At 33.9% G+C, this 21,063-nt stretch carries 20 protein-coding genes; 7 read left to right on the top strand and 13 right to left on the bottom strand.

Features of this window, described 5'->3' with window-relative positions; all coding sequences use genetic code 11:
- Positions 1–304: 304 nt before the first annotated feature.
- The 7 genes from AC3ASS_RS10410 to ku form a co-directional block, all read right to left on the bottom strand.
- A complete protein-coding gene (locus AC3ASS_RS10410; RefSeq protein WP_488283467.1) occupies positions 305–4,603 on the bottom strand; it encodes a S8 family serine peptidase in 4,299 nt (1,432 codons plus the stop codon).
- Positions 4,604–5,362: 759 nt separating this feature from the next.
- Positions 5,363–5,899 carry a D-glycero-alpha-D-manno-heptose-1,7-bisphosphate 7-phosphatase gene (locus tag AC3ASS_RS10405; RefSeq protein WP_488283465.1) on the bottom strand — a complete coding sequence of 179 codons (537 nt, stop codon included), beginning with the start codon at positions 5,897–5,899 and terminating at the stop codon, positions 5,363–5,365.
- A 282-nt stretch (positions 5,900–6,181) separates the two neighbouring features.
- Positions 6,182–6,448, bottom strand: a complete 267-nt coding sequence (locus AC3ASS_RS10400; protein ID WP_488283464.1) for a phosphocarrier protein HPr — start codon at positions 6,446–6,448, stop codon at positions 6,182–6,184.
- Between the two features lie 39 nt (positions 6,449–6,487).
- Complete coding sequence (gene ptsG, locus AC3ASS_RS10395) at positions 6,488–8,521, bottom strand: glucose-specific PTS transporter subunit IIBC (protein ID WP_488283463.1); 2,034 nt, start codon at positions 8,519–8,521, stop codon at positions 6,488–6,490.
- Between the two features lie 137 nt (positions 8,522–8,658).
- Positions 8,659–9,510, bottom strand: coding sequence for a glucose PTS transporter transcription antiterminator GlcT (gene glcT, locus AC3ASS_RS10390; protein ID WP_488283462.1), 852 nt, complete (start codon positions 9,508–9,510; stop codon positions 8,659–8,661).
- A gap of 104 nt (positions 9,511–9,614) precedes the next feature.
- Positions 9,615–10,136, bottom strand: a complete 522-nt coding sequence (locus AC3ASS_RS10385) for a superoxide dismutase family protein (RefSeq protein ID WP_488283461.1) — start codon at positions 10,134–10,136, stop codon at positions 9,615–9,617.
- A gap of 254 nt (positions 10,137–10,390) precedes the next feature.
- Positions 10,391–11,224, bottom strand: a complete 834-nt coding sequence (gene ku, locus AC3ASS_RS10380; protein ID WP_488283460.1) for a non-homologous end joining protein Ku — start codon at positions 11,222–11,224, stop codon at positions 10,391–10,393.
- Between the two features lie 122 nt (positions 11,225–11,346).
- Between ku and AC3ASS_RS10375 the strand changes: the two genes are divergently transcribed.
- Positions 11,347–13,185, top strand: a complete 1,839-nt coding sequence (locus tag AC3ASS_RS10375; RefSeq protein WP_488283459.1) for a DNA ligase D — start codon at positions 11,347–11,349, stop codon at positions 13,183–13,185.
- Here the strand turns inward: AC3ASS_RS10375 and dapF are convergent.
- From dapF to AC3ASS_RS10360, 3 genes are all read right to left on the bottom strand, one after another.
- A complete protein-coding gene (dapF, locus tag AC3ASS_RS10370) occupies positions 13,168–14,151 on the bottom strand; it encodes a diaminopimelate epimerase (protein ID WP_488283458.1) in 984 nt (327 codons plus the stop codon). The two genes, AC3ASS_RS10375 and dapF, sit on opposite strands and share 18 nt — an antisense overlap.
- Positions 14,152–14,197: 46 nt before the next feature.
- Positions 14,198–14,764 (bottom strand): TlpA disulfide reductase family protein, encoded by a 567-nt coding sequence (locus AC3ASS_RS10365; RefSeq protein WP_488283457.1) that lies wholly within the window; start codon positions 14,762–14,764, stop codon positions 14,198–14,200.
- Positions 14,765–14,858: 94 nt separating this feature from the next.
- Positions 14,859–15,596, bottom strand: coding sequence for a hypothetical protein (locus AC3ASS_RS10360; protein ID WP_488283456.1), 738 nt, complete (start codon positions 15,594–15,596; stop codon positions 14,859–14,861).
- Positions 15,597–15,673: 77 nt separating this feature from the next.
- On the opposite strand from AC3ASS_RS10360, the gene AC3ASS_RS10355 reads away from it, so the two are divergent.
- The 3 genes from AC3ASS_RS10355 (at position 15,674) to AC3ASS_RS10345 (ending at position 17,143) form a co-directional block, all read left to right on the top strand.
- A complete protein-coding gene (locus tag AC3ASS_RS10355; protein ID WP_488283455.1) occupies positions 15,674–15,835 on the top strand; it encodes a hypothetical protein in 162 nt (53 codons plus the stop codon).
- A 63-nt stretch (positions 15,836–15,898) separates the two neighbouring features.
- Positions 15,899–16,234, top strand: coding sequence for a YdcF family protein (locus AC3ASS_RS10350; RefSeq protein WP_488283466.1), 336 nt, complete (start codon positions 15,899–15,901; stop codon positions 16,232–16,234).
- Between the two features lie 348 nt (positions 16,235–16,582).
- The gene (locus AC3ASS_RS10345; RefSeq protein ID WP_488283454.1) at positions 16,583–17,143 is read left to right on the top strand and encodes a GNAT family N-acetyltransferase; all 561 of its coding nucleotides are present in this window, start codon (positions 16,583–16,585) and stop codon (positions 17,141–17,143) included.
- A gap of 43 nt (positions 17,144–17,186) precedes the next feature.
- Here the strand turns inward: AC3ASS_RS10345 and AC3ASS_RS10340 are convergent, their stop codons facing one another.
- Entirely contained in the window at positions 17,187–17,339 is a 153-nt protein-coding gene (locus tag AC3ASS_RS10340) for a DUF2639 domain-containing protein (protein ID WP_488283453.1), read from the bottom strand.
- A 149-nt stretch (positions 17,340–17,488) separates the two neighbouring features.
- On the opposite strand from AC3ASS_RS10340, the gene AC3ASS_RS10335 reads away from it, so the two are divergent.
- Positions 17,489–18,856 carry an MATE family efflux transporter gene (locus AC3ASS_RS10335; protein WP_488283452.1) on the top strand — a complete coding sequence of 456 codons (1,368 nt, stop codon included), beginning with the start codon at positions 17,489–17,491 and terminating at the stop codon, positions 18,854–18,856.
- Positions 18,857–18,875: 19 nt separating this feature from the next.
- Here AC3ASS_RS10335 and AC3ASS_RS10330 read toward each other — a convergent pair whose 3' ends face one another.
- Positions 18,876–19,646 (bottom strand): SDR family oxidoreductase, encoded by a 771-nt coding sequence (locus tag AC3ASS_RS10330; RefSeq protein ID WP_488283451.1) that lies wholly within the window; start codon positions 19,644–19,646, stop codon positions 18,876–18,878.
- Positions 19,647–19,761: 115 nt separating this feature from the next.
- Here AC3ASS_RS10330 and AC3ASS_RS10325 point away from each other — a divergent pair, with 115 nt between their 5' ends.
- Positions 19,762–20,223 (top strand): Hsp20/alpha crystallin family protein, encoded by a 462-nt coding sequence (locus AC3ASS_RS10325; protein WP_488283450.1) that lies wholly within the window; start codon positions 19,762–19,764, stop codon positions 20,221–20,223.
- A gap of 10 nt (positions 20,224–20,233) precedes the next feature.
- Here AC3ASS_RS10325 and AC3ASS_RS10320 read toward each other — a convergent pair whose 3' ends face one another.
- Positions 20,234–20,476, bottom strand: coding sequence for a hypothetical protein (locus tag AC3ASS_RS10320; RefSeq protein WP_488283449.1), 243 nt, complete (start codon positions 20,474–20,476; stop codon positions 20,234–20,236).
- A gap of 125 nt (positions 20,477–20,601) precedes the next feature.
- Here AC3ASS_RS10320 and AC3ASS_RS10315 point away from each other — a divergent pair, with 125 nt between their 5' ends.
- Positions 20,602–20,856, top strand: coding sequence for a DNA alkylation repair protein (locus AC3ASS_RS10315; protein WP_488283448.1), 255 nt, complete (start codon positions 20,602–20,604; stop codon positions 20,854–20,856).
- Positions 20,857–21,063 lie beyond the last annotated feature (207 nt).

Raw genomic sequence — 21,063 nt, 5'->3', positions numbered from 1 at the left:
CTTCCGTGGTCTTCGCCCAATCTAACCAGGCTCGACTTCCCTTTGTCCTCCATAGGAGGTCTCTTTTGACGAGGCGGCAGGATTCACTTTATGTTACGGTCTGCTGATTTGCTCGCACTCTCCAAGAGAGTTACTTTGTCACAGGGCTTCAACCTTAGGATTTCTCCACCAGTTGCCTGTCAGCTACCGAGCGTCTTGGCACTTACTCGGGTTGGACTTGCACCAACTAGCAGATAACAGCTTAGCTGGGCACGCCTAAATTAAAAAGACCTTGATCACATGGATCAAGGCCTTACAAAAGAACTTATTTCTTTTTATTATTTTTTAGTTTTTCGTTAATGTATAACTTACCTTCTGCAAGTTGTCGTGATTCATTGCCATATGAATCAACAGCTTTAACTTCTACTTGAGCACCTGCTGCTTTCATTCCTTTAGTTGCTGTATAGTAACCAACATAGTATCCAGGAGATAGTTCCATCATTGGTAGTTCAGTTGCATTTGATACCTTTAAGTTCGTTAATGGCATATGAATGACGAAGGATGCTTTTAAGCCAGGCTCACTTGTAAACTCAATTTTTACAGTTTCTCCTGTTTTCAATTCTTGATCTGTATCCGGTTTTAAGTTTTCAATGACAGGTGCAGTATACTTGACATCAATGGAAATCTTCTTAGTTGTACGATTTCCTGCTTTGTCATTGGCAACAACTTTAATTTCGTTCATTCCATCATCTAACATAATTCTAGCAGAATATTTGCCATTTTCTACTTTTGCTTTGACACCATTAACTTTTACAGTGTCTAAGTTAACATCTTCAACAGTTCCTTCAACAGTAACTGTTTCACGATTTGTCTTCTCACCATCTTTTGGATTTGTAATCGTTAAAGTCGGTTTTGTTTGATCCAAAATGACTTTAACAGGAGCACTTTCTTCTGTCATTCCTTGCTCAGTGGATGCTTTAGCAGTTAGCACATTTTCTCCTTCATTTAAATTCAACTCAACGCTAAATTTACCATCATTTCCAACTTCTGTTGTTTGTACTTCTTCACCATTATTAAATAGGTGTACTGTAGTTGTTGGTGCAGTTTCTCCTTCGACAACTACCACTGATTCATTAGTATATGAACCATCTGTTGGCGAAGTTATGACAGGAGCAGTTACTTCATAATTAACGATAGCTCGAATCATATAGTTGCCCTCAGAATCTGGAGTTGGTGACCATGCACCTCCAACTAATTGCCAACTACGACCTGCATTTGGACCATCTTCATCGGTAGCAAGTCCTGGAGAGTTTGGATAAGGTGACGTTTGGATGTAAACAAGATAAAAGTCTTTATCTACTACGATTCCATGTTCGCTTAAGTCAACATGTGTCCAAGATCCGTCTCTAACAGCTGTCGCGTCAAATGGACCGGCTATTTTATTTCCTGGAGCACCATCTGGACCTGTTGCATCATAGACGGCTACTTGGAAATCAGTTCCACCAGGTGATGGCCATGTAGTATCCCAGAATCGGAACAATCCGCCTGTTACTAAAGCTTTTTCATTGCCTTCAGCTAAAGACATTTTTACAGCCCAACCGTTACCTGGATCGTAAAATGCTCTAGCATTTTCAGCGGTACCATCATCATAACCAATTTCGCCTTCATATCCAATAAATGGTTTTAATGTTACATTGATTTCTTGCTCGCCCTCTACATTGACGGAAATTTCTTTACTATAATAATATGGAGCAACAACTTTTAATGTATAGCTACCTTCGTAGGCTGTTAAAGAATATTCACCTTCGCTATTGGTTGTCACAGGAGCTACATTTGCATCTTCTATTAAATAAATGGTTGCGCCTTCAATAGGATCACCAGTCACTTCATTAGTGATCTTTCCAGAAATGGTTCCTTTCGGTAACTCTTCTAACGTAAAGTTAGCAGTGACTTCTCCATCTTGTGGAATGTCAACCGTTACTGATTCGGAACGATAACCGTATGCTTCAGCTAATAAAGTATACGTCCCTGAAGCATGTGTCATTTCATAAGAACCATCTTGAGGACTTGTATTGACAGAACGACCTGTTTCAACCACTGTTACTTTTGCTTGTAATGGTAATAATGCTGGATAATAATCATTGGATGTTTCTTCATTTCCTTTTTTCTTTTTCGGAATAAATGGTTTAATCTTATTTGGATCTACTTTTTCACCTTTTAAGGCAATAGAACTATTCGTTTGAACACCTAGGTCTTTCATTAACCCTATATGTTTAGATGGTGATTCAATAGGAGTATCAGATAATTTTACATCATCAATATACCATCCTTGACGTTGAACACTTCCATCAGTTGTTAGATTAAAGGCTATATAAATTCTTTCACCGGCATATGCACTCAAGTCTACCTGTCCATCTATCCAACCGTTTGAATTGTCAGTAATTCTAAGTAATTGCGTCCAGTTTTCACGGTCGTAAGATACAAATACATGTGCATAATCCCAGTTTCTTTCTAATTCATACCATTGTTTAAATTGTAAATAAGTATTTCCTTCTTCTGGAACATCAATTGGAGGCATCATTAATGACATATTAGCACTGTTTGGATAGTTTCCTTCAAGGTTAGTTGCAAATACTTTTTCACCTGAAAAAGCTTCGTTTGGTCCACTTGTTGGAACTCCCCATTGCCATACATCATTTTGTCCGAAAGATGTCCAACCATCTACATTACTTTCAAAATCATTTTCATATCCTACTGTTATTCCTGGTCTTACGTCTACTTCGTATGGACCAGAAACTGTTTCATTACCTGCAAAGTCAACTGCTTTCCATCTATAAACAAGAGTACCTACTTGAATATCACTTCCAGGGATCACTGCTTCATATACTCCATCTTTGTAATCACCGCTTACACGAGTGGCTTCTACAGTTTCCCATTGTCCATTATTCTTTTGATATTCAAGCTGAACATTTGTTACACTAATATTGTCGACAGCTGAAGCTACTAAGTTTAAGTCCATTCCTTCAAATACTATGCTAGGTGCGGAATGTTCTAGAACTGGTGCTTCACTGTCGTCTCCCTCTTTAGTAACTTGACCTTTTACTTTTCCAAGTCCTGAAATAACGGATGATACTGCGTCAAAAACGTTCAGTAGTCCATGTCCATATCCGTTATTTGGAGATTCAGGGAACGTAGCATCTGTCAAAGGTACAGCAGTTGATAATAAAATCTCTTCCATTTGGTCGACTGTTAAATTACTATTAGCTTGTTTTAATAAAGCTACTGCTGCAGATACATGCGGCCCTGCCATGGAAGTTCCGTTCCATCCACCTTCATAGGTACTTCCTGGAACTGAAGAACGAATGTTTACACCAGGTGCAGATAGTTCAGGTTTTATTTCTCCATATGGTGACGGACCTTGTAACGAGAAACTTGCTAAGCGATCATTGATATCTGTAGCACCTGTTGCAACAGATTCTGGATAGTTCGCTGGGTTAGCTACTGAACCCGGTCCACCTGGGTTAAATAAATCAGTGTTTCCTGCAGAAAATTCTGGGAATATTTCTGCTGCTCTCCAAGCTTGAACCATTGGTCTGTACCATTCATCTAAACCAGGTCCTCCACCCCAAGAGTTATTAACAACATCCGGCGCCATTTCAGGGTTTGGATTACCGTTTCTATCTGTTGGAGCTAAAATCCATTCACCAGCTTCTAATAAATCCCAATCTGTTCCACCAGAAGCAGTAAAGGCTTTAACGGCAATCCATTTTGCTCCTGGAGCGACTCCAATTTGATTTGATCCATCTGGTTCAGAACCAACCATAGTTCCTGTAACGTGTGTTCCATGTCCATGATCGTCATACGGTGCTGATTGCCCGCTTACTGCATCAAACCAGCTATATTCATGATTTACTTCATTTTCGGAAATATATCCACGATATTTTTGTTTTAAAGCTGGATGATCCCATTGAACACCAGTATCAATGGAAGCTACAACGATTCCAGTACCGTCAATTCCCATGTCCCATACAGCTGGAGCACCAACACGCTCGACGTTCCATTCGATGGATTGTACTTTTGAATCGTTTGTATCAGCTTTAGTTTTTGTTCCAGTATACAATTGTCTAGTTTCATTTGGGAGTATCTTTTCTACTTCAGGGAAAGAAGCAAGCTTTTCCATAACTTCTTTTGTACCAGTAACAGCTACTGCATTAACAATAAAGAATGACTGAGTTTCTTTAGCTAAACCGTCTTTTTTAGCTTTTTCCAAGTAATTAAGTACTTCATGCTGTGTTTCTTTTGCAGTTGAACGCAATTCTGAAACAAGTGTATGTCTTTTTAACTGCTTCTTTTTAGCAGCTGATAAATTAGCTTTTGAAGCTTTTTGATCAAGTTCCTTAGCTAATTTTTCTGTATCAACTTGTTCTTTAAACTTTACTAAGAAACTAACATATTCATCATTTTTAAATTGTTGAAGAAGTGATTTGTTAATTTTTGCTTTCGGACTTATTTTTGCTTGTTCATTTGCTGAAATGTTTACTGACTTAGCGGAAGCGTTTGATACGAATGGTGAGAACATGGTGAGAATTAACAAAAACGATAGTGTTAATGATAACCACCGCATTGTTTCTCTTTTTCTCTTTCTACTCAATAAAACCCCTCCTTAAAAATTGATTGATGACAAATGAAAACGATCCTCCTTTCTTAAAAACTTGGCATTTGTATGCCTATAATTACCATAACTTGTCTATAAGGTATTTGTTTGTCAATAATTGTCGATAAAATACCAAATATTCTGAAAATGAATATTAAGTAATATTTTTACATTTTTATAAACCGACAGTATTAGTAAATATCATCTAAAAACAATAGGAAATAAGATAGAATTTTTCATATTTCAACAAATACAATCAAATATCTTTATAAAAAATGATTATTTTTTCTTATGTACGATTGAATTAGTTAGTTATGTCCATGTCATGAGTTCTATAAGATTTAGTAAAAAATCTCCAGGGAATTTACTGTGTTTCTTGGTAGGGAACTGAAAAAGAATGAAATCTTTATTTGTCGCCTATGATCGACAAAATGAAAGAAAGAGGTATTTTAAATTTTGTTTGGTTAAGCTATTTTTGTACCATTCCATTCAATATCTTCATTCTATTTACCTATTTCAATTTCTTGAATAATATAGGAGATGAAAATTAAAATGGAAACCATTGTAGGTTTCCACATTTTTTCGTTATACAATTACAATTTAAGATATTTTTGATACATTGCATTGATCTATTTCCGTCAAATATATCCATATTTTGCATCATCAAAACTTGATTGATGTCTAAATCTACTCATTCGTTCGTTTTCCCTTGAATTTATGTGTATAGCATTACCTATTTTTCTTCATTTCCTTAATTACCCAATCAACAGAATCTTTTAATGTTTTAAAGTGAGCATCAGCCATAATAGAGTCACCTTTTCCAATAAGAACAGTTTTCATTCCAGCTTTTTTTCCAGCTTCAATATCTACGTCGCGGTCACCGATCATTATACTTTTATGTAAATGAATTTGATGTTTATCGGCCATATATTCGAGCATACCCGTTTTTGGTTTACGACAAGAACAACCACCTTTTGGTCGATGTGGACAGTAGGCAATATCGTCAATGTATGCTCCATGCTGTCGTAACATACCAAGTAAATGTTGATGGATTCGATGGAGCATTTGCTCTTTCATGTAACCAAGACCGATTCCCCCTTGATTCGTTACGACAAATACCTTGAACCCTTCTTTGTTAAAAATCTTAATAGCATCAGCGACACCATCTAATAGATAAAGGTCTTTCGGTTTATTAACATATTTCACTCGTTCTGTTAATACTTCATTAATCACACCATCACGATCGAGAAAAATAGCTCCTTCCATCATTAACTCCTACCTTTATATAAATAATAGTCCTACTCATCTATATAACAAAAATTTTATATATACATTCTTATCCTTTCATTTATTTTTATCAAATTCATTAGACAAATATTTGAAAGCGTTACTGTATCTTTTCTTTTCAAATGTAGAAAAGCTTTTTATCATAATTATAATATGTCCATTTGTTACCATTTACTTTATGTTTTTCAGCCATTTTTATAAACAAAAAACCCTTGGTAATTCTTAAACCAAGGGTTAAATACGTACATCATTACCATTGTATTATCCAGCTAAACCTTCTTTTTGGAAAAGAGTATCAAATGCTTGTAAAGCATCGTTTTCATCATTTCCATCAAAAATCATTTTAAATTCTGCATTTTTTGTAAGGCCAAGTGCCATTACACCCATGATAGATTTTACATTCACTGTTTTTCCATTGTACTCTAGTTCAATTTTCGATTGAAATTTATTCGCCTCTTGTACTAGTAATGTTGCAGGTCTTGCGTGAATTCCACTTTCATCGATGACTTTATATATTTTTTCAACCATTTGTACCACACCTCATTTAATTTAAATTATTCTATTCTTTTACTTGATAGAAATAATGTTCTCCTCTTGTATTTGGACATGACCTGTTTTTTCAAGGTGAATGCTTTCATTTTCTTTTAAATTAGTAAAAACAACTGGTGTGATGATTGATGGTACGCGTTCTTTAATATAATCAATATCTGCTTGAAGTAAAGGTTGTCCAGCTTTAACTTCCTCACCATCATTTACTAATACTTCAAATCCTTCACCTTTAAGATTAACTGTATCGATACCAAAATGTATTAATATCTCTCGTCCTCCTCTTGTTAAGAACCCAATGGCATGTTTCGTAGGAAATACATTCAAGACTTTTCCATCACAAGGAGCAACAACAAGTCCATCTTCTGGTACGATAGCAAATCCATCACCCATTAATTTTTTAGAAAACACTTGATCAGGTACTTCAGTTATTGGGACGAGTTCTCCTTTTATTGGAGATATTATGTTGTCTTCATTCGTATTATTTACTAGAGACTCTTTTGGCTCTTCTTCTTGAATTTTCTCTATTTTTCGCGGCTTCTTCCCGCTCATAATATCTTCCATTTGACTTCTCAATGATTCTGATTTCGGTCCAAAAATCGCTTGAATATTATTTCCAACTTCAAGAACTCCAGCTGCACCTAATTTTTTTAATTCATCTTTATTTACGCTGTTAATATTTTTAACCTGAACACGTAAACGAGTGATACATGCATCTAAATGAGCAATATTATCTTGTCCACCCATTGCTTCTAAAATATTATATGGAAGTTCATCCCCATCACTTTCACGATTGCTTTCTCTACTTGTTGTAATCTCATCTTCACGTCCAGGAGTTTTTAAGTCAAATTTCACAATGAAGAAACGGAAAATGAAGTAGTAAAGAACTGCAAAAATAAGACCGACTGGAATGACTAACCACCATGATTCTTTACCAGGTAAAATTCCAAATAGGAAAAAGTCAATAGCACCGCTAGAGAAAGTATAACCAATGTGAACGTCTAACCACGTCATAATGACAAAAGCCAATCCATCTAACACAGCATGAATAAAGAACAATAAAGGTGATAAAAACAGGAATGTAAATTCAATTGGTTCTGTAATTCCTGTCAAAAAGGAAGTTAATGCTCCTCCTGCAAAAATACCAGCTACTAATTTTTTCTTTTCTGGTTTTGCAGTATGATACATAGCTAATGCTGCTGCTGGTAGTCCAAATAACATAACAGGGAATTCTCCAGCCATAAAATGACCAGCAGTAAGCTCTACACCATCACGTAACTGAGCAAAAAAGATGGTCATATCTCCACGAACGATTTCCCCTGCTTGAGTTGTATATGAACCAAATTCATACCAAAACGGTGCGTGATAAATATGGTGTAAGCCAAAAGGAATAAGCAATCTTTTGACAAAACCAAACATAAATACAGCAATATAAGTTCCTTCATTGATTAACCATGTGGAAGCTGAATTTAATGCGTTTTGAACCGGTGGCCAAACAACAAGTAAAATTAATCCGATAATGAATGAAACTGCTGCTGTTACAATAGGTACGAAGCGTTTACCAGCAAAGAATCCTAAATAAGAAGGCATCTTTATATCATGATACTTGTTGTAGCAATACGCAGCAATGATACCAATGATAATACCACCAAACACACCAGTTTGAAGAGTAGGAATACCTAAAACAGAAGCAAAACCGGGTTCAGCTCCTATATCATCGGCTACCAAACCAAACCATGAACCCATCACTTGATTCATGACTAAATATCCAACAATGGCTGCTAACGCTGCAACTCCATCTTTAGCTAATCCTATCGCGACCCCTGCAGCAAATAACAATGCTAGGTTTGAAAAGATAATTCCACCCGCATCTTCCATTACATTACCTACCAATTGAATCCAATCGGCTTTTAAAAATGGAAGGGCATCGATCATATTTTCTTGACCAATGGCATTACCGATACCAAGTAATAAACCGGCGGCAGGTAATAAAGCAACTGGAAGCATAAGGGCTTTACCAATTTTTTGTAATACACCAAACATTTTCTTAAACATAATTTCACTCCTTTTAAATACAAAATAAAAAGGCATAAGTATAGAACATGATTCACAATAGTAGTATTTCCTACTATGTGACAATCATTTTCTTATACTCATGCCTGAATTTAATCAGTAACACGTATAAAGATTATTTAATTTTTGTTCACTAGTTTACTATAGATTCTTTGCAAGTGCATCGTTAAATAAACAACTTCTGCGTTACCAACTGGTTTTTTCAATGTATTTTGCATGATTTTAGTCAACTTCCATGAAAGATTATAACAGAAAGGGTATTCATTTTGCAATATTAAATTTATTTTCGGAGACTCACCTAATTCATCACCATCATAGGCTCTTTCAATGGCAAAACGTAAATGCCTCAATAGACGAATATAGTCAATGGATTGTTTATCAATCTTTGCATCAAATTCTTCCTCGATCACATCAATAAGTTGCTTAATAAGCTTAGAATGTTGATTAATTTCTCTAATATTTTTATTTTTGATGGCACTATGGATGTGTAATGTTATAAAGCCAATTTCATCTTCTGGTAAATGGATATTTACAGCTTCATTCACTATTTTAACTACCTTCGAAGCGCTTTCAAATTCATGAGGGTATAAATTTTTTGTTTCTACTAAGAAAGGATTGTGTATAGATAGACCTTTCATTGTACGGTAAATTGAAAACATTAAATGGTCCGTTAAGGCGACATGTATATCTTCACTGATAGTTGCATCGGTATGTTCCTTAATGTATTCCAATGCATCAATGATGGCATCAAAAATTTCATGATCCATTTGAAGCAATAATTTTTTATACTGTTCTTGTTTTTCCTTATCTTTAAGGATAAAAATTTTCTCTACTAGCTTCTCATCAAGTTTTTCTCCCTTTTTTCTATTAAAACCGATTCCCTTTCCAACAAGGACAACTTCATTAGCTTCCAAATCTTCGGCGATTAATACATTATTATTGAGTGATTTTTTTACGGTGAATATTGCCATTTTTCTACTCCATTCTAATTACATTCATTCCTATACAATATTAAACATATTTTTTTCAAAAGAACAATCTTTATAAAGAATAAAACTTTTCTTACCCTTAAAAATTATGAAATTTCCCGTATAACTCCACATGCTAAACGTTTTCCCGCATTTCCAGAAGGTTGTGAACGATAATCATCAGGATTTTCATGAATGATTATGGCTTTACCAATTATATCTTTTACTTTAAATTTATTTGTAAAAAATTGCATTCTAGCATAGCCATTATTAGAAAATAGAACAGGAAAATCACCTGCATGATTTCCATGTGGTTGATTGGTTGGATTCCAATGTCCTCCAGCAGCTTGGAACGGATCTTTTGGATCTCCTGCTTCACAGCTTCCATTTACATGTACATGAAATCCGTGAGGCCCTATTGGTTGACCATTTTTACCTGCAGAAAATGGTGGTAAACCGTACACTTCTACATAGACTTCCACCCCATTCTCTAGCTCTGTAAAGATTACATGTCCTGTAATTTGTGGGCGCAGTGGACCGCCTTGAATTTTTGCATATGCTTGTTTTTTCAGTCTCAATGGTGTCCAATTATAACGAAAGGGATGATAGATATGATATGGATATGACAAGTGCCATCTCTCCTTTCCCGTCATTTTTGCATAATTATACTATTCAACCGTGTGGGATTAAGTTCACTATGAAAAAACTGACGGAAAAGTTACTTTATATTTAATAAGAGATAAAAAATTTAACCATTCATATGTCATTGAACATGAAGAAAATGAAAAAAGAGCGAGTTTTTTATTAACCCACTCTCCATTTCCAAGGATTAAAATAATTTATGATGATCCTACTATTTTATAAAGTAGTTTTTGACCAACTATTAAGTCACTTTCTTTACTGCTTTTCGTTTGATTGTTTTTGTTTTTTCCTCTTTTTTTATTGGTTTTGTTTGGTCGATGGATGCTTGAAGTGCTTCCATTAAATCCATTACATTTGTCGGTCCTTCTTTATCTTTTGCCGTCACCGTTTCTTTTCCAGTTTTCTTAGCCTCAATCAGTTGCAATAGTGATTCTCTGTATTCATCTTTATATTTATTAGGATCAAAAGTTGTCGTTAATTGATCAATCAACATAATGGCTGTTTGTAATTCTTTTTCCGTAATTGGTTCATTATTCGGAACGTTCGGAACATCAGAAACATTTCTCACTTCATCAGGAAAATGAATGGTTTCCATCACTAACGTGTTTTCATATACCCGTATCACTGCCAACTGCTCTTTTGATCGAATCATCATTTTCGCAATCCCAACTTTTCCTGATTGAGATAGCGCTTTTCTAAGAAGGGAATATGCCTTCATCCCTCCTTCATTCGGAGACATATAGTAACTTCGATTAAAATAAATTGGATCGATATCGGTTATGTTAACGAAATCGATAATCTCTACAGCTTTTTCTTCATTTTCTTGCTTCAATTCTTTTAAATCTTCCTCTTCTAAAATGACAAATTTCCCTTTCGCATATTCATATGCTTTTACGAGTTCATCATTTCCAACTTCCGTATCACAATGAGGACAAACTTTTTCATATTTGATAGGTGTATGACATTTTTGATGAAGTGTCCGTAATTTTATATCTTTATCTTCAGTTGCTGCATGAAGCTTAATCGGAATATTTACAAGGCCAAAGCTAATGCTTCCTTTCCACATCGTATGCATTTTGAATTCCTCCGCTTTTTTATTAACATTTTTCTTCAATAACCAAAATTTATCCTTATGAACATTTGGAAATCACATTTTCATCTATTTGGTTACACTAATGGAAAGAGGTGAATTGTACCATGAAGCCGATGTTACCCCAATTGCAAGTTGACCCACCTATAGGTGAAGATTGGGTATATGAAACAAAATTTGACGGTTTTCGTGCAATATTATTTTTGGAGGACAGTGACAAAATTAAATTAATCAGTCGTAATGGAAAGAATCTGTTGCCTCAATTTCCAGAGTTGAACAAATATATTCAAGATCTTTTTGAAAAGTTTCGACCTTTCCTACCGTGCATATTAGATGGTGAGTTATGTATTCTTATAAACAGTTTTAAAGCTAACTTTTCTGCCATTCAAAAAAGGGGACGCTTACGTTCGAAGGAAAAAATTGTCCATTTCAGTCATCAACAACCGTGTAAATACCTCGTTTTCGACCTTTTAAAAATATCTGATGAAAATGTAACAAATAAACCTTTTTATGAAAGAAAAACGCTACTATTGTCCATGTTTAAAACTCTCCAACTTCCAATAAATGTGGATTACACACATCCTGCACTATTGCAAATGGTTCCTTATGAAAAAGATTTTTCTCAATTATGGAAACAAGTGGAGAAATTTGACGGAGAAGGGATTGTTTCAAAACATTTGCAAGGTAAATGGATCGAAGGAAAACGTTCGTCCCAATGGATAAAGGTTAAAAATTGGAAAAAGGCTTTATGTTTTATTACTGCCTATGATAGAAAAAATGGTTATTTTCATGTCGGTGTATTTCGAGATAATAACATAACTCCAATTGGACTTTTTAAACATGGGGTTAATGATGAAGAGCGAAAAGCATTACTTGAAGTAGTGAAAAATAATTATCAACATGAAGATAATCAAATATTGTATGTTCCACCAGGTATATGTGTGGAATTGAATTATCTTGAATTATATGAAGGACAATTAAGAGAAGTATTTTTTTCTAAATTCCGCTTTGATTTAAAACCAATCGATTGCACTTGGGAAAAGTTAACAGAATCAACGATCGATTTGCCAAAATCTATCGACATTACCCACCCAGACAAACCTTTATGGCAACATAAAAAAATTTCAAAAATGGATTATATTTCTTATTTACGTTTTATTTATCCTTATATGGAACCGTTTTTACACAATCGACTATTGACCGTTATTCGTTACCCTCACGGCATGTATGGGGAAGCATTTTTCCAAAAAAATTGTCCCGAATATGCGCCTGACTTTGTACGAACCTTTGAAGAAGATGGTATCCGTTATATTGTTTGTGATTGTTTGGAAACGTTTCTTTGGCTTGGAAACCAGCTTGCGATCGAATTTCATATTCCTTTTACTACAATCCAACGGAAAACCCCAAGTGAAATAGTCATAGATCTTGATCCACCTACAAGGAAAGATTTTGCAAAAGCGATAGAAGCGGCAAATATGATTCATGAAATTTTGCTTTCTCTCGGGATAAAAGACTTTATCAAAGTTTCTGGAAATCGTGGGTTGCAAATCTATATTCCTTTACCCATTCATAGTACGATTACATGGGAAGATTCTCGATTATTTACCTACTTTATTGCTTCCTATCTAATTTCAAAAAATGAAAATGCATTTACCATCGAACGACTGAAAAAAAATAGAGGTAATCGTCTATACATCGATTACATTCAACATGCCGAAGGGAAAACGATTATTTCCCCTTATTCGGTACGTGGAAATGAAAATGCTGGTGTAGCAGCACCCATTCATTGGGAGGAACTCAACCAACCCATTCAACCGGATGGTTTTTCAATGGAGAAAGTTATGGAAAGAATTAAACTAAAAGGCTGCCCATTTTCCGAATTTTTCAATACGGATAATGAACAGCCGATTCAACAAGTAATAAATTTTTTAAAAAAGAAAAGATAGTTTTGATTTCGCATATTTCTCCATTTCTAAATATTGATTGATTTCATCCACATACGAATATATTTCTTGATATTGATTTATCGTTTCGCTCTCTAAATGAACATCAACTTCTCCGTCAAAAACGTATGTAGCATTTCCTATTAAATCAATTGAAAAACCATGTTCGTTTCGATGAACAATCGTATGTACGAATCCACCAGGATTATACACTTTCAATCGTTTTTCAAAATCGTAAAAACCATTCAATGCAACAACTAAACTAGAAGCACTCATCGCGGTACCACAGGCATTCGTATACCCAACACCACGTTCGAATGTCCGAACAAATATTTCTTCTTGATCCATTAAATAAACGAAGCTAACATTTACCCCGTCTGGAAATATTGGGTTTCTTCCGTTCACATATTCACTTATACGCGTTTGTTCATCAGACAATAATTGTTCTTTTTGAACAATAGTGATTAAATGTGGATTTGGAACGGCTACACAAGTGAAAGACAATTCGTTTGATAATAAATCAATTTTTTCATTGATGATTTGTTCTCGTTCGTCTAAAGCAGGTAAATCCTTCAATTGAAATGAAACAGGTGATATTTCCACCCGATACGAAGGGATGTTAGGAAAAATCTCTTCGTCTTTTTTTACATATAAATTCGCTTTCATTGTTTCAACAATGATCTCATCTTTCCCAACTTGTTCACAAATATATCTTCCTGCTGCTCTTAATCCGTTTCCGCACATTGATGCTTCAGATCCATCTGCATTAAATATTTGCATACGACCATCTTTTTCTACATCTGTTCTCACATATAAAATTCCGTCCGCTCCTATCGCTGTTTGACGATTACATAATAACTGCGCCAATTTCGATCTTATTTTATCGTTAAATGATAAGTTATGTTTCGTTTCATCTATTAAGATAAAGTCATTGTTTGAACCGTGCACTTTTTTAAATCGAATGTTCATCTTTTATCTCCTTTTTATTTGTAATTTAAAAACTTTCGTTAAATTATTAAGGAAGGCGTTCAAATTGGTCAATCATATATTTTTCATCCATAGGACCTACTTTTTTATGACGTATGACGCCATCAGTATCTAAAAAATATGAAGTTGGAATGGAAACAGCTTCGTATAAAAATGAAACTTCACCTTTAACATCCATTGGAATAGGAAACGTAAGACCATGTTTTTTTACAAAATCATGGACAACTTTTTCATTGATTTCACTACTAGTTACATTTACAGCTACGATTTCAACATTTTCACCTTTCATTTTTTCATACACTTTTTGCATATGGGGCATTTCTTTTTCACAAGGTCCACACCAGCTTGCCCAAAAATTTAATAGCACCTTTTTCCCTTTTAAATCCGTTAAATGTATCCTCTTACCATCTAATGTTTGCAATTCAAAATCATGGGCTAGGTTTTCAATATCTATCCCAGTTTCTAACTGCTCAATATTTTCGATTTTCTCGTATTTTTTGTCTCCAAAATTTAATATTTGATCTTTCAAAAATATTTGATCGATAACAACCAATATAAGGAAAATTACTAACAATCCAATCCATAGTTTTTTCATTTTGAATCTCCTCGAAAGACAATAATATTTCTATCATAAGAATATTTCATCATTACTGTTAATTCAATGATAATGTCAATAGTGCCATAAAAAATTAAAAAGTAAACGATTTAATCTTCATATATTCTTGAATATGACTAAAATAAACATACACAATAAAAAATATCTCTTTTTCCATTGGGGTAACTTGTTCGTGAAAAGTTAAGATTGGAGTGTTTGGTAAAAATCTTCGGCTCCAACTAAATGGCATCCAACCTTTTTCTAAATATGCCAACTTTGTACGAAAATCATTGGAGTATATAAAAAATTTGTTCTTTTTCCATTTTACTAAATACGTGTTTCCATAATATTGAAGAAGACATTCGATACTCATTCGTTTTTTATGAGTTACCATCATTTTACCGATACGTTTTCCTTCCAAGTTATCAATCGTTAAATTTCTTAAATTTACTTCGTACCAATTTTCCTTCCAATATTGAACATAATTGATATGAAATTGCATCCTTTCAAGATCTCTAATTTTAGTTTCGATAGTTAAAAAATTTTTTCCACCAGGGGTGAAACAAAAAAATTTATCATCTAGCTTATTTAACAATAGTGATTGAGTTGATGGATGATCTTCTTCTATCAAACTTTTCATAGATTTCACCCAATAAAAGATATGAACAAAAAAATAAAGGAAACTCATCCATACAAAAGGTATGATAAGTAATAAAAATGGCTTGTCCATTTTTAAAATTACAAGCGTCCCAATTAATGATATGATCGATAATATAAGACTGTACTTTAAACTAATTTGACTTAATTTAAGATAATATTTTTTTATCGTCATCGTTAAACACCCTTAAAAACGTTATCTATTAAATGATATGAATCTATTTTTTTTTCATGCAGAAAGAAAGAGAAAACATGAAAAAAAGGTTGATATTAGGTTTGATCATTTTACTAATGATTGCAATAGTATCCTTTTTACATAGGAACATTCAAAAAACAGCAAAGCAAACACCATCTGCTAATATTCCTTATTTAATCGTATTAGGGGCAAAAGTTAATGGTGAAGAAATGTCATAAAGTATAAATTATCGGACAGAAGAAGCTTTACAATATTTAAAAGCGAATAATTCAACATAAGTAATCGTAACAGGTGGTAAAGGTCCGGATGAAGACATTACAGAAGCTGAAGCCTTAAAAAGATTTTTCATTAAAGAGGGAATTGATTTATCGCGTATGCTCGTCGAAAATCAATCTACTTCCACTTATGAGAATTTAATAAATTCCAAAAATCTTTTTCATATCGAAAAAGCGGTAATCGTTAGTAATGATTTTCATGTTTACCGTGCTACTAAAATGTGTGAAATGATTGGGATCAAATGTTTTCCCCTTTCTGCAAAAACACCAAATGTTGTTATAGTACCTATGTATATTCGAGAATATTTAGCGATTATTAAACTATATATAACCGGTAAATAATTAAATACAGCTGCATTTATTCTAGGTAGAAAATTTTATATCATCCAAACTAATTATTCATGGCTATTCGACATTTTTATTTAAATTTGTAGAATTTAGCAGAAAACTTTCACATAAAATTTACAAAATAACTATTTTCTTTTATTAGATTTTTCTTTATAATACGGAAGTACAATAAAAAACTAACAATCTAACATTGATTGGGAAGGCAAATGGTGCGCCACCGGAGGTATTCCGGTTCTAGTGGGTTCGATTCCCACCCCGAAATTTTTTAAGAACGTTTATAAAAAATTTCGAGGGTGGGACTTACCACATAGTGAAGGACTACCCTCATTCGGAGGGATATGCATGATTAAAAAACGTGAATTGCACGAAACTCATGCTTTATATACCTTAATGACGCACCCGGATGTCTTCCCTTTTGTGCGTCAGAAGGCTTATTCACATGAGGAATATTTATTTTTAACAAAGCAAACGATTGAAGCAGAAGAACGAGGGGAAATCATTTCTCGGACCATCATTGATGAATGGGGAAACCCGATTGGTACTATCAATTTATTTGATATTGAAAACAATGCCGGTTTTCTTGGAACTTGGATAGGTAAACCTTATCATGGAAAAGGTTATAACCAACTAGCAAAAGAAGCTTTTTTTCAGGAATTGTTTTTTGAAAAAAATATAGAAACCATCTATATGCGCATCCGTGTCGAAAATATCCGCTCCAAAAAAGCCGCTCAAAAACTTCCATATGCCCTTTTAGCCAATAAAACTCGCAAAAACATTTATGAATTTATTAATCAAAATACCAACAAAAAATTTGACTTATATGAAATACCAAAAGATCTTTATACAATGTACCATCTAAAAAAGGTGTACGAACAACACGAAAACCAAGCATTGGAAGCTTAAGTGATATAAGAAAACGGCATCCGAAAAAGGTGCCGTTTTCTCATTAAGATGTTTGCTTTTTTAAATATGTTAAATATAAATTTCTTAACTCATATGTTTTATATTGTTCTAGTTTCTTTTTACCTATCGGATGACGGAGGACCCCCATTTTTTTTAATTCTTGAACATACCATCCTTTTGAACCTTGGTAAGCCATAACTTTTCCCCTTTCCTTTTTCTTTTTACCAATATATTCATAATCATTTTCTCTATGAGGAAAAGTTGTCCAAGTTTTTTTCCTTCCCTATCACTGATTTCATTGTGATATAATTTTTCGAGGGGTTTCCATTAAAAGGGGGAAATATTGTGAAAGCTACATATTCAACAAGAGAAAAGTTCATTCAATTTTTTATCATATTTTTTCCGATCTTTATCACCCAAGTAGGTATGTTTTCCATGAATATGGCGGATACCGTTATGTCTGGAAGAGTAGGACCTAGCGATTTAGCTGGGGTTGCGATAGGTTCTTCACTCTGGATGCCTATTTTTTCTGGGCTAAACGGTATTCTGTTATCAGTAACACCAATTGTCGCCCAACTTGTTGGTGCGAATAAAGAAAATAATGTCAGACATTCTGTCATGCAATCATTATATATTTCCGTAACGATTTCAATTGCAGTCATTCTTTTAGGAGCCATTTTTCTTCAACCTGTTTTGCAATCACTTAGTCTCGATTCGCATGTAAGAGACATTGCTCATGGCTATCTAGTGGCTCTTTCGTTTGGGATCTTCCCCTTATTCGCCTATAATGTTTTACGAAGTTTTATTGATGCCTTAGGTCACACGAGAACATCAATGATGATTACATTAATCGCCTTACCAATCAATATATTGTTTAATTACTTATTGATCTACGGAAAGTTCGGGTTTCCAAAACTTGGTGGTGTTGGTGCTGGATATGCTACAACCATCACTTATTGGATAACATTTTTCATAGCTATCTATATTGTTATGAAGAAACAACCGTTTATTCAATATCAAATATTCAGTCAATTCATTCCTATTTCTTTTGCTAAATGGAAAGAAATCATTCTCATTGGGCTGCCAATTGGTTTTTCTATCTTTTTTGAAACAAGTATTTTCGCTGCAGTAACATTATTAATGAGCTCCTTTGATACGAATACTATTGCATCCCATCAAGCAGCGATTAACTTTACATCATTATTATATATGTTTCCGTTAAGTACATCGATGGCTCTTACAATTTTAGTGGGATTTGAAGTAGGTGCCAAACGATTACGGGATGCGAAAATTTATAGTTGGCTGGGAATATGTATTTCTTTAGGTATGGCAGTTGTAAGTGCAACCATTCTTTACAATTTCCGAATACCAATAGCATCTCTCTATTCGAGTGACCCTAATGTAATCAAATTAACCTCAATCTTTCTATTATATGCACTTTTCTTCCAAGTTTCGGATGCCATTCAAGCATCTGCTCAAGGAGCATTAAGAGGATATAAAGATGTAAATGTAACATTCTTTATGACATTACTTTCATATTGGATAATTGGTCTACCATTAGGCTATTGGTTTGCCAATTATACTAGTTTAGGGGCATTCGGATATTGGATCGGACTAATTGCAGGCTTAACAGCAGGAGCACTTGGGCTAATGTCACGCTTATTGTATATACAAAGAAAAAAATATAAAAATGAAATGACTCCTATATCATGACGGGAGCCATTTCTTTTTTTTACTCTTTAATTTTTCCTAACACATCTTTTCCGCCTGTGATATTTATCACCGAACCGGTAATAAAACTCGATTCGTCTTCACATAAAAAAGCAATCACTCTTGCAATATCTTCACCCGTTCCAGGTCGTCCAACCGGTGTTTCTTTATCTACTATTTCCCATGCTTCTTTTTGTGATTTTTCTTTCCAATCAGTTGTGATATCTCCCGGACAGACCATATTACATGTTATACCATGATTGGCTTCTTCTAAAGCAATGGTTTTCGTTAGCGATACTAACCCCGTTTTCGCAGCAGAAAACGCAGAACGATATTTCCACGCAGGTGCCGTTTCCGCCCGATCAAATCCTAATGTGATAATTCTTCCCCACTGATTTTCACGCATATAAGGAATCACGAGTTTTGACAAATAAAATACACTAGTTAAATTTCCATGTATTAAGTAATTCCACTCATCCAATGAATAGTCCGACATTTTTTTCCTTTCATGTATGTATGGTCCTGCGTTATGTACAAGTATATCGACTCCACCAAAAACAGACATAATTTTTTTGATCATTGATTCGCAATCGGAGGAATTGGATACATCCCCTTGAATGACCATTGTTTGAATGGAAAAATGATCTTCTAAATATTTGGATAACTCATAAGCCGATTTTTCATTTTTTCTGTAATTAATCACAATATGTATCCCTTTTTTAGCTAAGCTAATGGCGGTTTGTTTTCCAATACCTTTTGCTGCACCAGTAATTAGAGCTACTTTTCTTTTCAAATTTCTCACCTGCTTAATTGTTTCATCCAAACTCAATCTTCAATATGTAGACGTTTGAACCAATTTACCAACCGTAGCATATCGTAATAATGAGTGATGGGAAAGGATGATCATGATGTTTCCTTGGAATAATCAATTTCCATTTCAAAAAGAATATTTGGAACAATTGGCAAAAATGAACCCACAAGATTTTCAAAACTTTATGAATGAAATAATGGGGAATTTGATTCCACAAATTGAACAATTTTTACCGAATCGAGAAATATTTACTCGTACTAATGATAATAACGAGTTGAATGAAGAAGTGTTTGAAACGCATGATTATGTCTATATAAAGATTCCTATGAATAAGCTGCAAAATTGGCGATCTATAAAAGTTTATCATACTTCATTTCAATGTATGATTAAAAGTAAAAGAAATCCTGAACTTTCACATAAAATTCATTTGCCTTCTCCTGTACATAAAAAAGGAGCAAAGGCAGTTATAAAAAATGATATGTTAGAAATACGATTCATAAAAGTTAAAGACTGGCAATATACAGAAATCGAAATCCAATCAGATGAAAATTTAGACTAATGTCCATTTTTTATAATTTATCCATTATCTTAGTATAATAATGTATTAATTCTAGTTTAACTTTTTCATCCAAAGAAGAGTCTAATATACGTTTGATCGCCAAATAAAACTTTTCATGTTTAGATTTTCTTAAGCGAGGATGCGTCATTTCATCTAATAATTCAACCTTTATTAAATGTTCCAATGAATCATGCTCTGTCGTTCTCTCTGACCATAGTTTTAAATACTCCTGCATTAAAAATTCTTCTCGCATTGCCTCTCCACCATTTCCTTACATATTAACGATGAATCAGTAAATAATAAAAGAAAACAAAGATTTTCTAATATTACTATAGCATAGAAAACAAATGCAATTGAATAATTAGAAAGGAGTAAAAAATGTCACCAACACCTTATCGTTGTCCTAATTGCAAAACGAATCGAACTCGATTTAATATTATTCAACAAGTACCGGAAGCAGTTAAGTTAGACCCAGAGACCGGTGAAATCGTTCAAACATTCGATAACAATAACCTTGATCCATTTCACATTCCTTATCGTGGACCAAATTATAAAGTTCAATGTGGAGCTTGTGGTCTGATAGAAGATGAACAAATGTTTAGGAAATTTGGTGAACAACCATCTTCTTCCTAATCATTGTAGATATTTTTCTCTATATTTGTTCTTAACCGCATTCTAAAAAAAGGGGCTGACATATTTGAACTGAACCCCGAATAGTAGACACTTTAAAAAAAGTGGACCTATTCGGGGTTTTTCCATTTTAAATAACTTAAAACCCAGTTATACTAAAATTTATGAATGAGAAACGGGAGAATTATTATGAGTAAGATTATTTTTAAC

The sequence above is a fragment of the Bacillus sp. JST-5 genome, from assembly GCF_057747715.1.
Note: the sequence above shows the minus strand (reverse complement) of the source record. Positions and strands in the feature narration are given on the sequence as shown.

Coding starts and splice junctions, on each gene's coding strand:
- AC3ASS_RS10410 (WP_488283467.1), bottom strand. CDS start 4,603: ATGCGGTGGTTATCATTAACACTATCGTTTTTGTTAATTCTCACCATG.
- AC3ASS_RS10405 (WP_488283465.1), bottom strand. CDS start 5,899: ATGGAAGGAGCTATTTTTCTCGATCGTGATGGTGTGATTAATGAAGTA.
- AC3ASS_RS10400 (WP_488283464.1), bottom strand. CDS start 6,448: ATGGTTGAAAAAATATATAAAGTCATCGATGAAAGTGGAATTCACGCA.
- ptsG (WP_488283463.1), bottom strand. CDS start 8,521: ATGTTTAAGAAAATGTTTGGTGTATTACAAAAAATTGGTAAAGCCCTT.
- glcT (WP_488283462.1), bottom strand. CDS start 9,510: ATGGCAATATTCACCGTAAAAAAATCACTCAATAATAATGTATTAATC.
- ku (WP_488283460.1), bottom strand. CDS start 11,224: ATGCATACGATGTGGAAAGGAAGCATTAGCTTTGGCCTTGTAAATATT.
- AC3ASS_RS10375 (WP_488283459.1), top strand. CDS start 11,347: ATGAAGCCGATGTTACCCCAATTGCAAGTTGACCCACCTATAGGTGAA.
- dapF (WP_488283458.1), bottom strand. CDS start 14,151: ATGAACATTCGATTTAAAAAAGTGCACGGTTCAAACAATGACTTTATC.
- AC3ASS_RS10365 (WP_488283457.1), bottom strand. CDS start 14,764: ATGAAAAAACTATGGATTGGATTGTTAGTAATTTTCCTTATATTGGTT.
- AC3ASS_RS10360 (WP_488283456.1), bottom strand. CDS start 15,596: ATGACGATAAAAAAATATTATCTTAAATTAAGTCAAATTAGTTTAAAG.
- AC3ASS_RS10355 (WP_488283455.1), top strand. CDS start 15,674: ATGAAAAAAAGGTTGATATTAGGTTTGATCATTTTACTAATGATTGCA.
- AC3ASS_RS10345 (WP_488283454.1), top strand. CDS start 16,583: ATGATTAAAAAACGTGAATTGCACGAAACTCATGCTTTATATACCTTA.
- AC3ASS_RS10340 (WP_488283453.1), bottom strand. CDS start 17,339: ATGGCTTACCAAGGTTCAAAAGGATGGTATGTTCAAGAATTAAAAAAA.
- AC3ASS_RS10325 (WP_488283450.1), top strand. CDS start 19,762: ATGTTTCCTTGGAATAATCAATTTCCATTTCAAAAAGAATATTTGGAA.
- AC3ASS_RS10320 (WP_488283449.1), bottom strand. CDS start 20,476: ATGCGAGAAGAATTTTTAATGCAGGAGTATTTAAAACTATGGTCAGAG.
- AC3ASS_RS10315 (WP_488283448.1), top strand. CDS start 20,602: ATGTCACCAACACCTTATCGTTGTCCTAATTGCAAAACGAATCGAACT.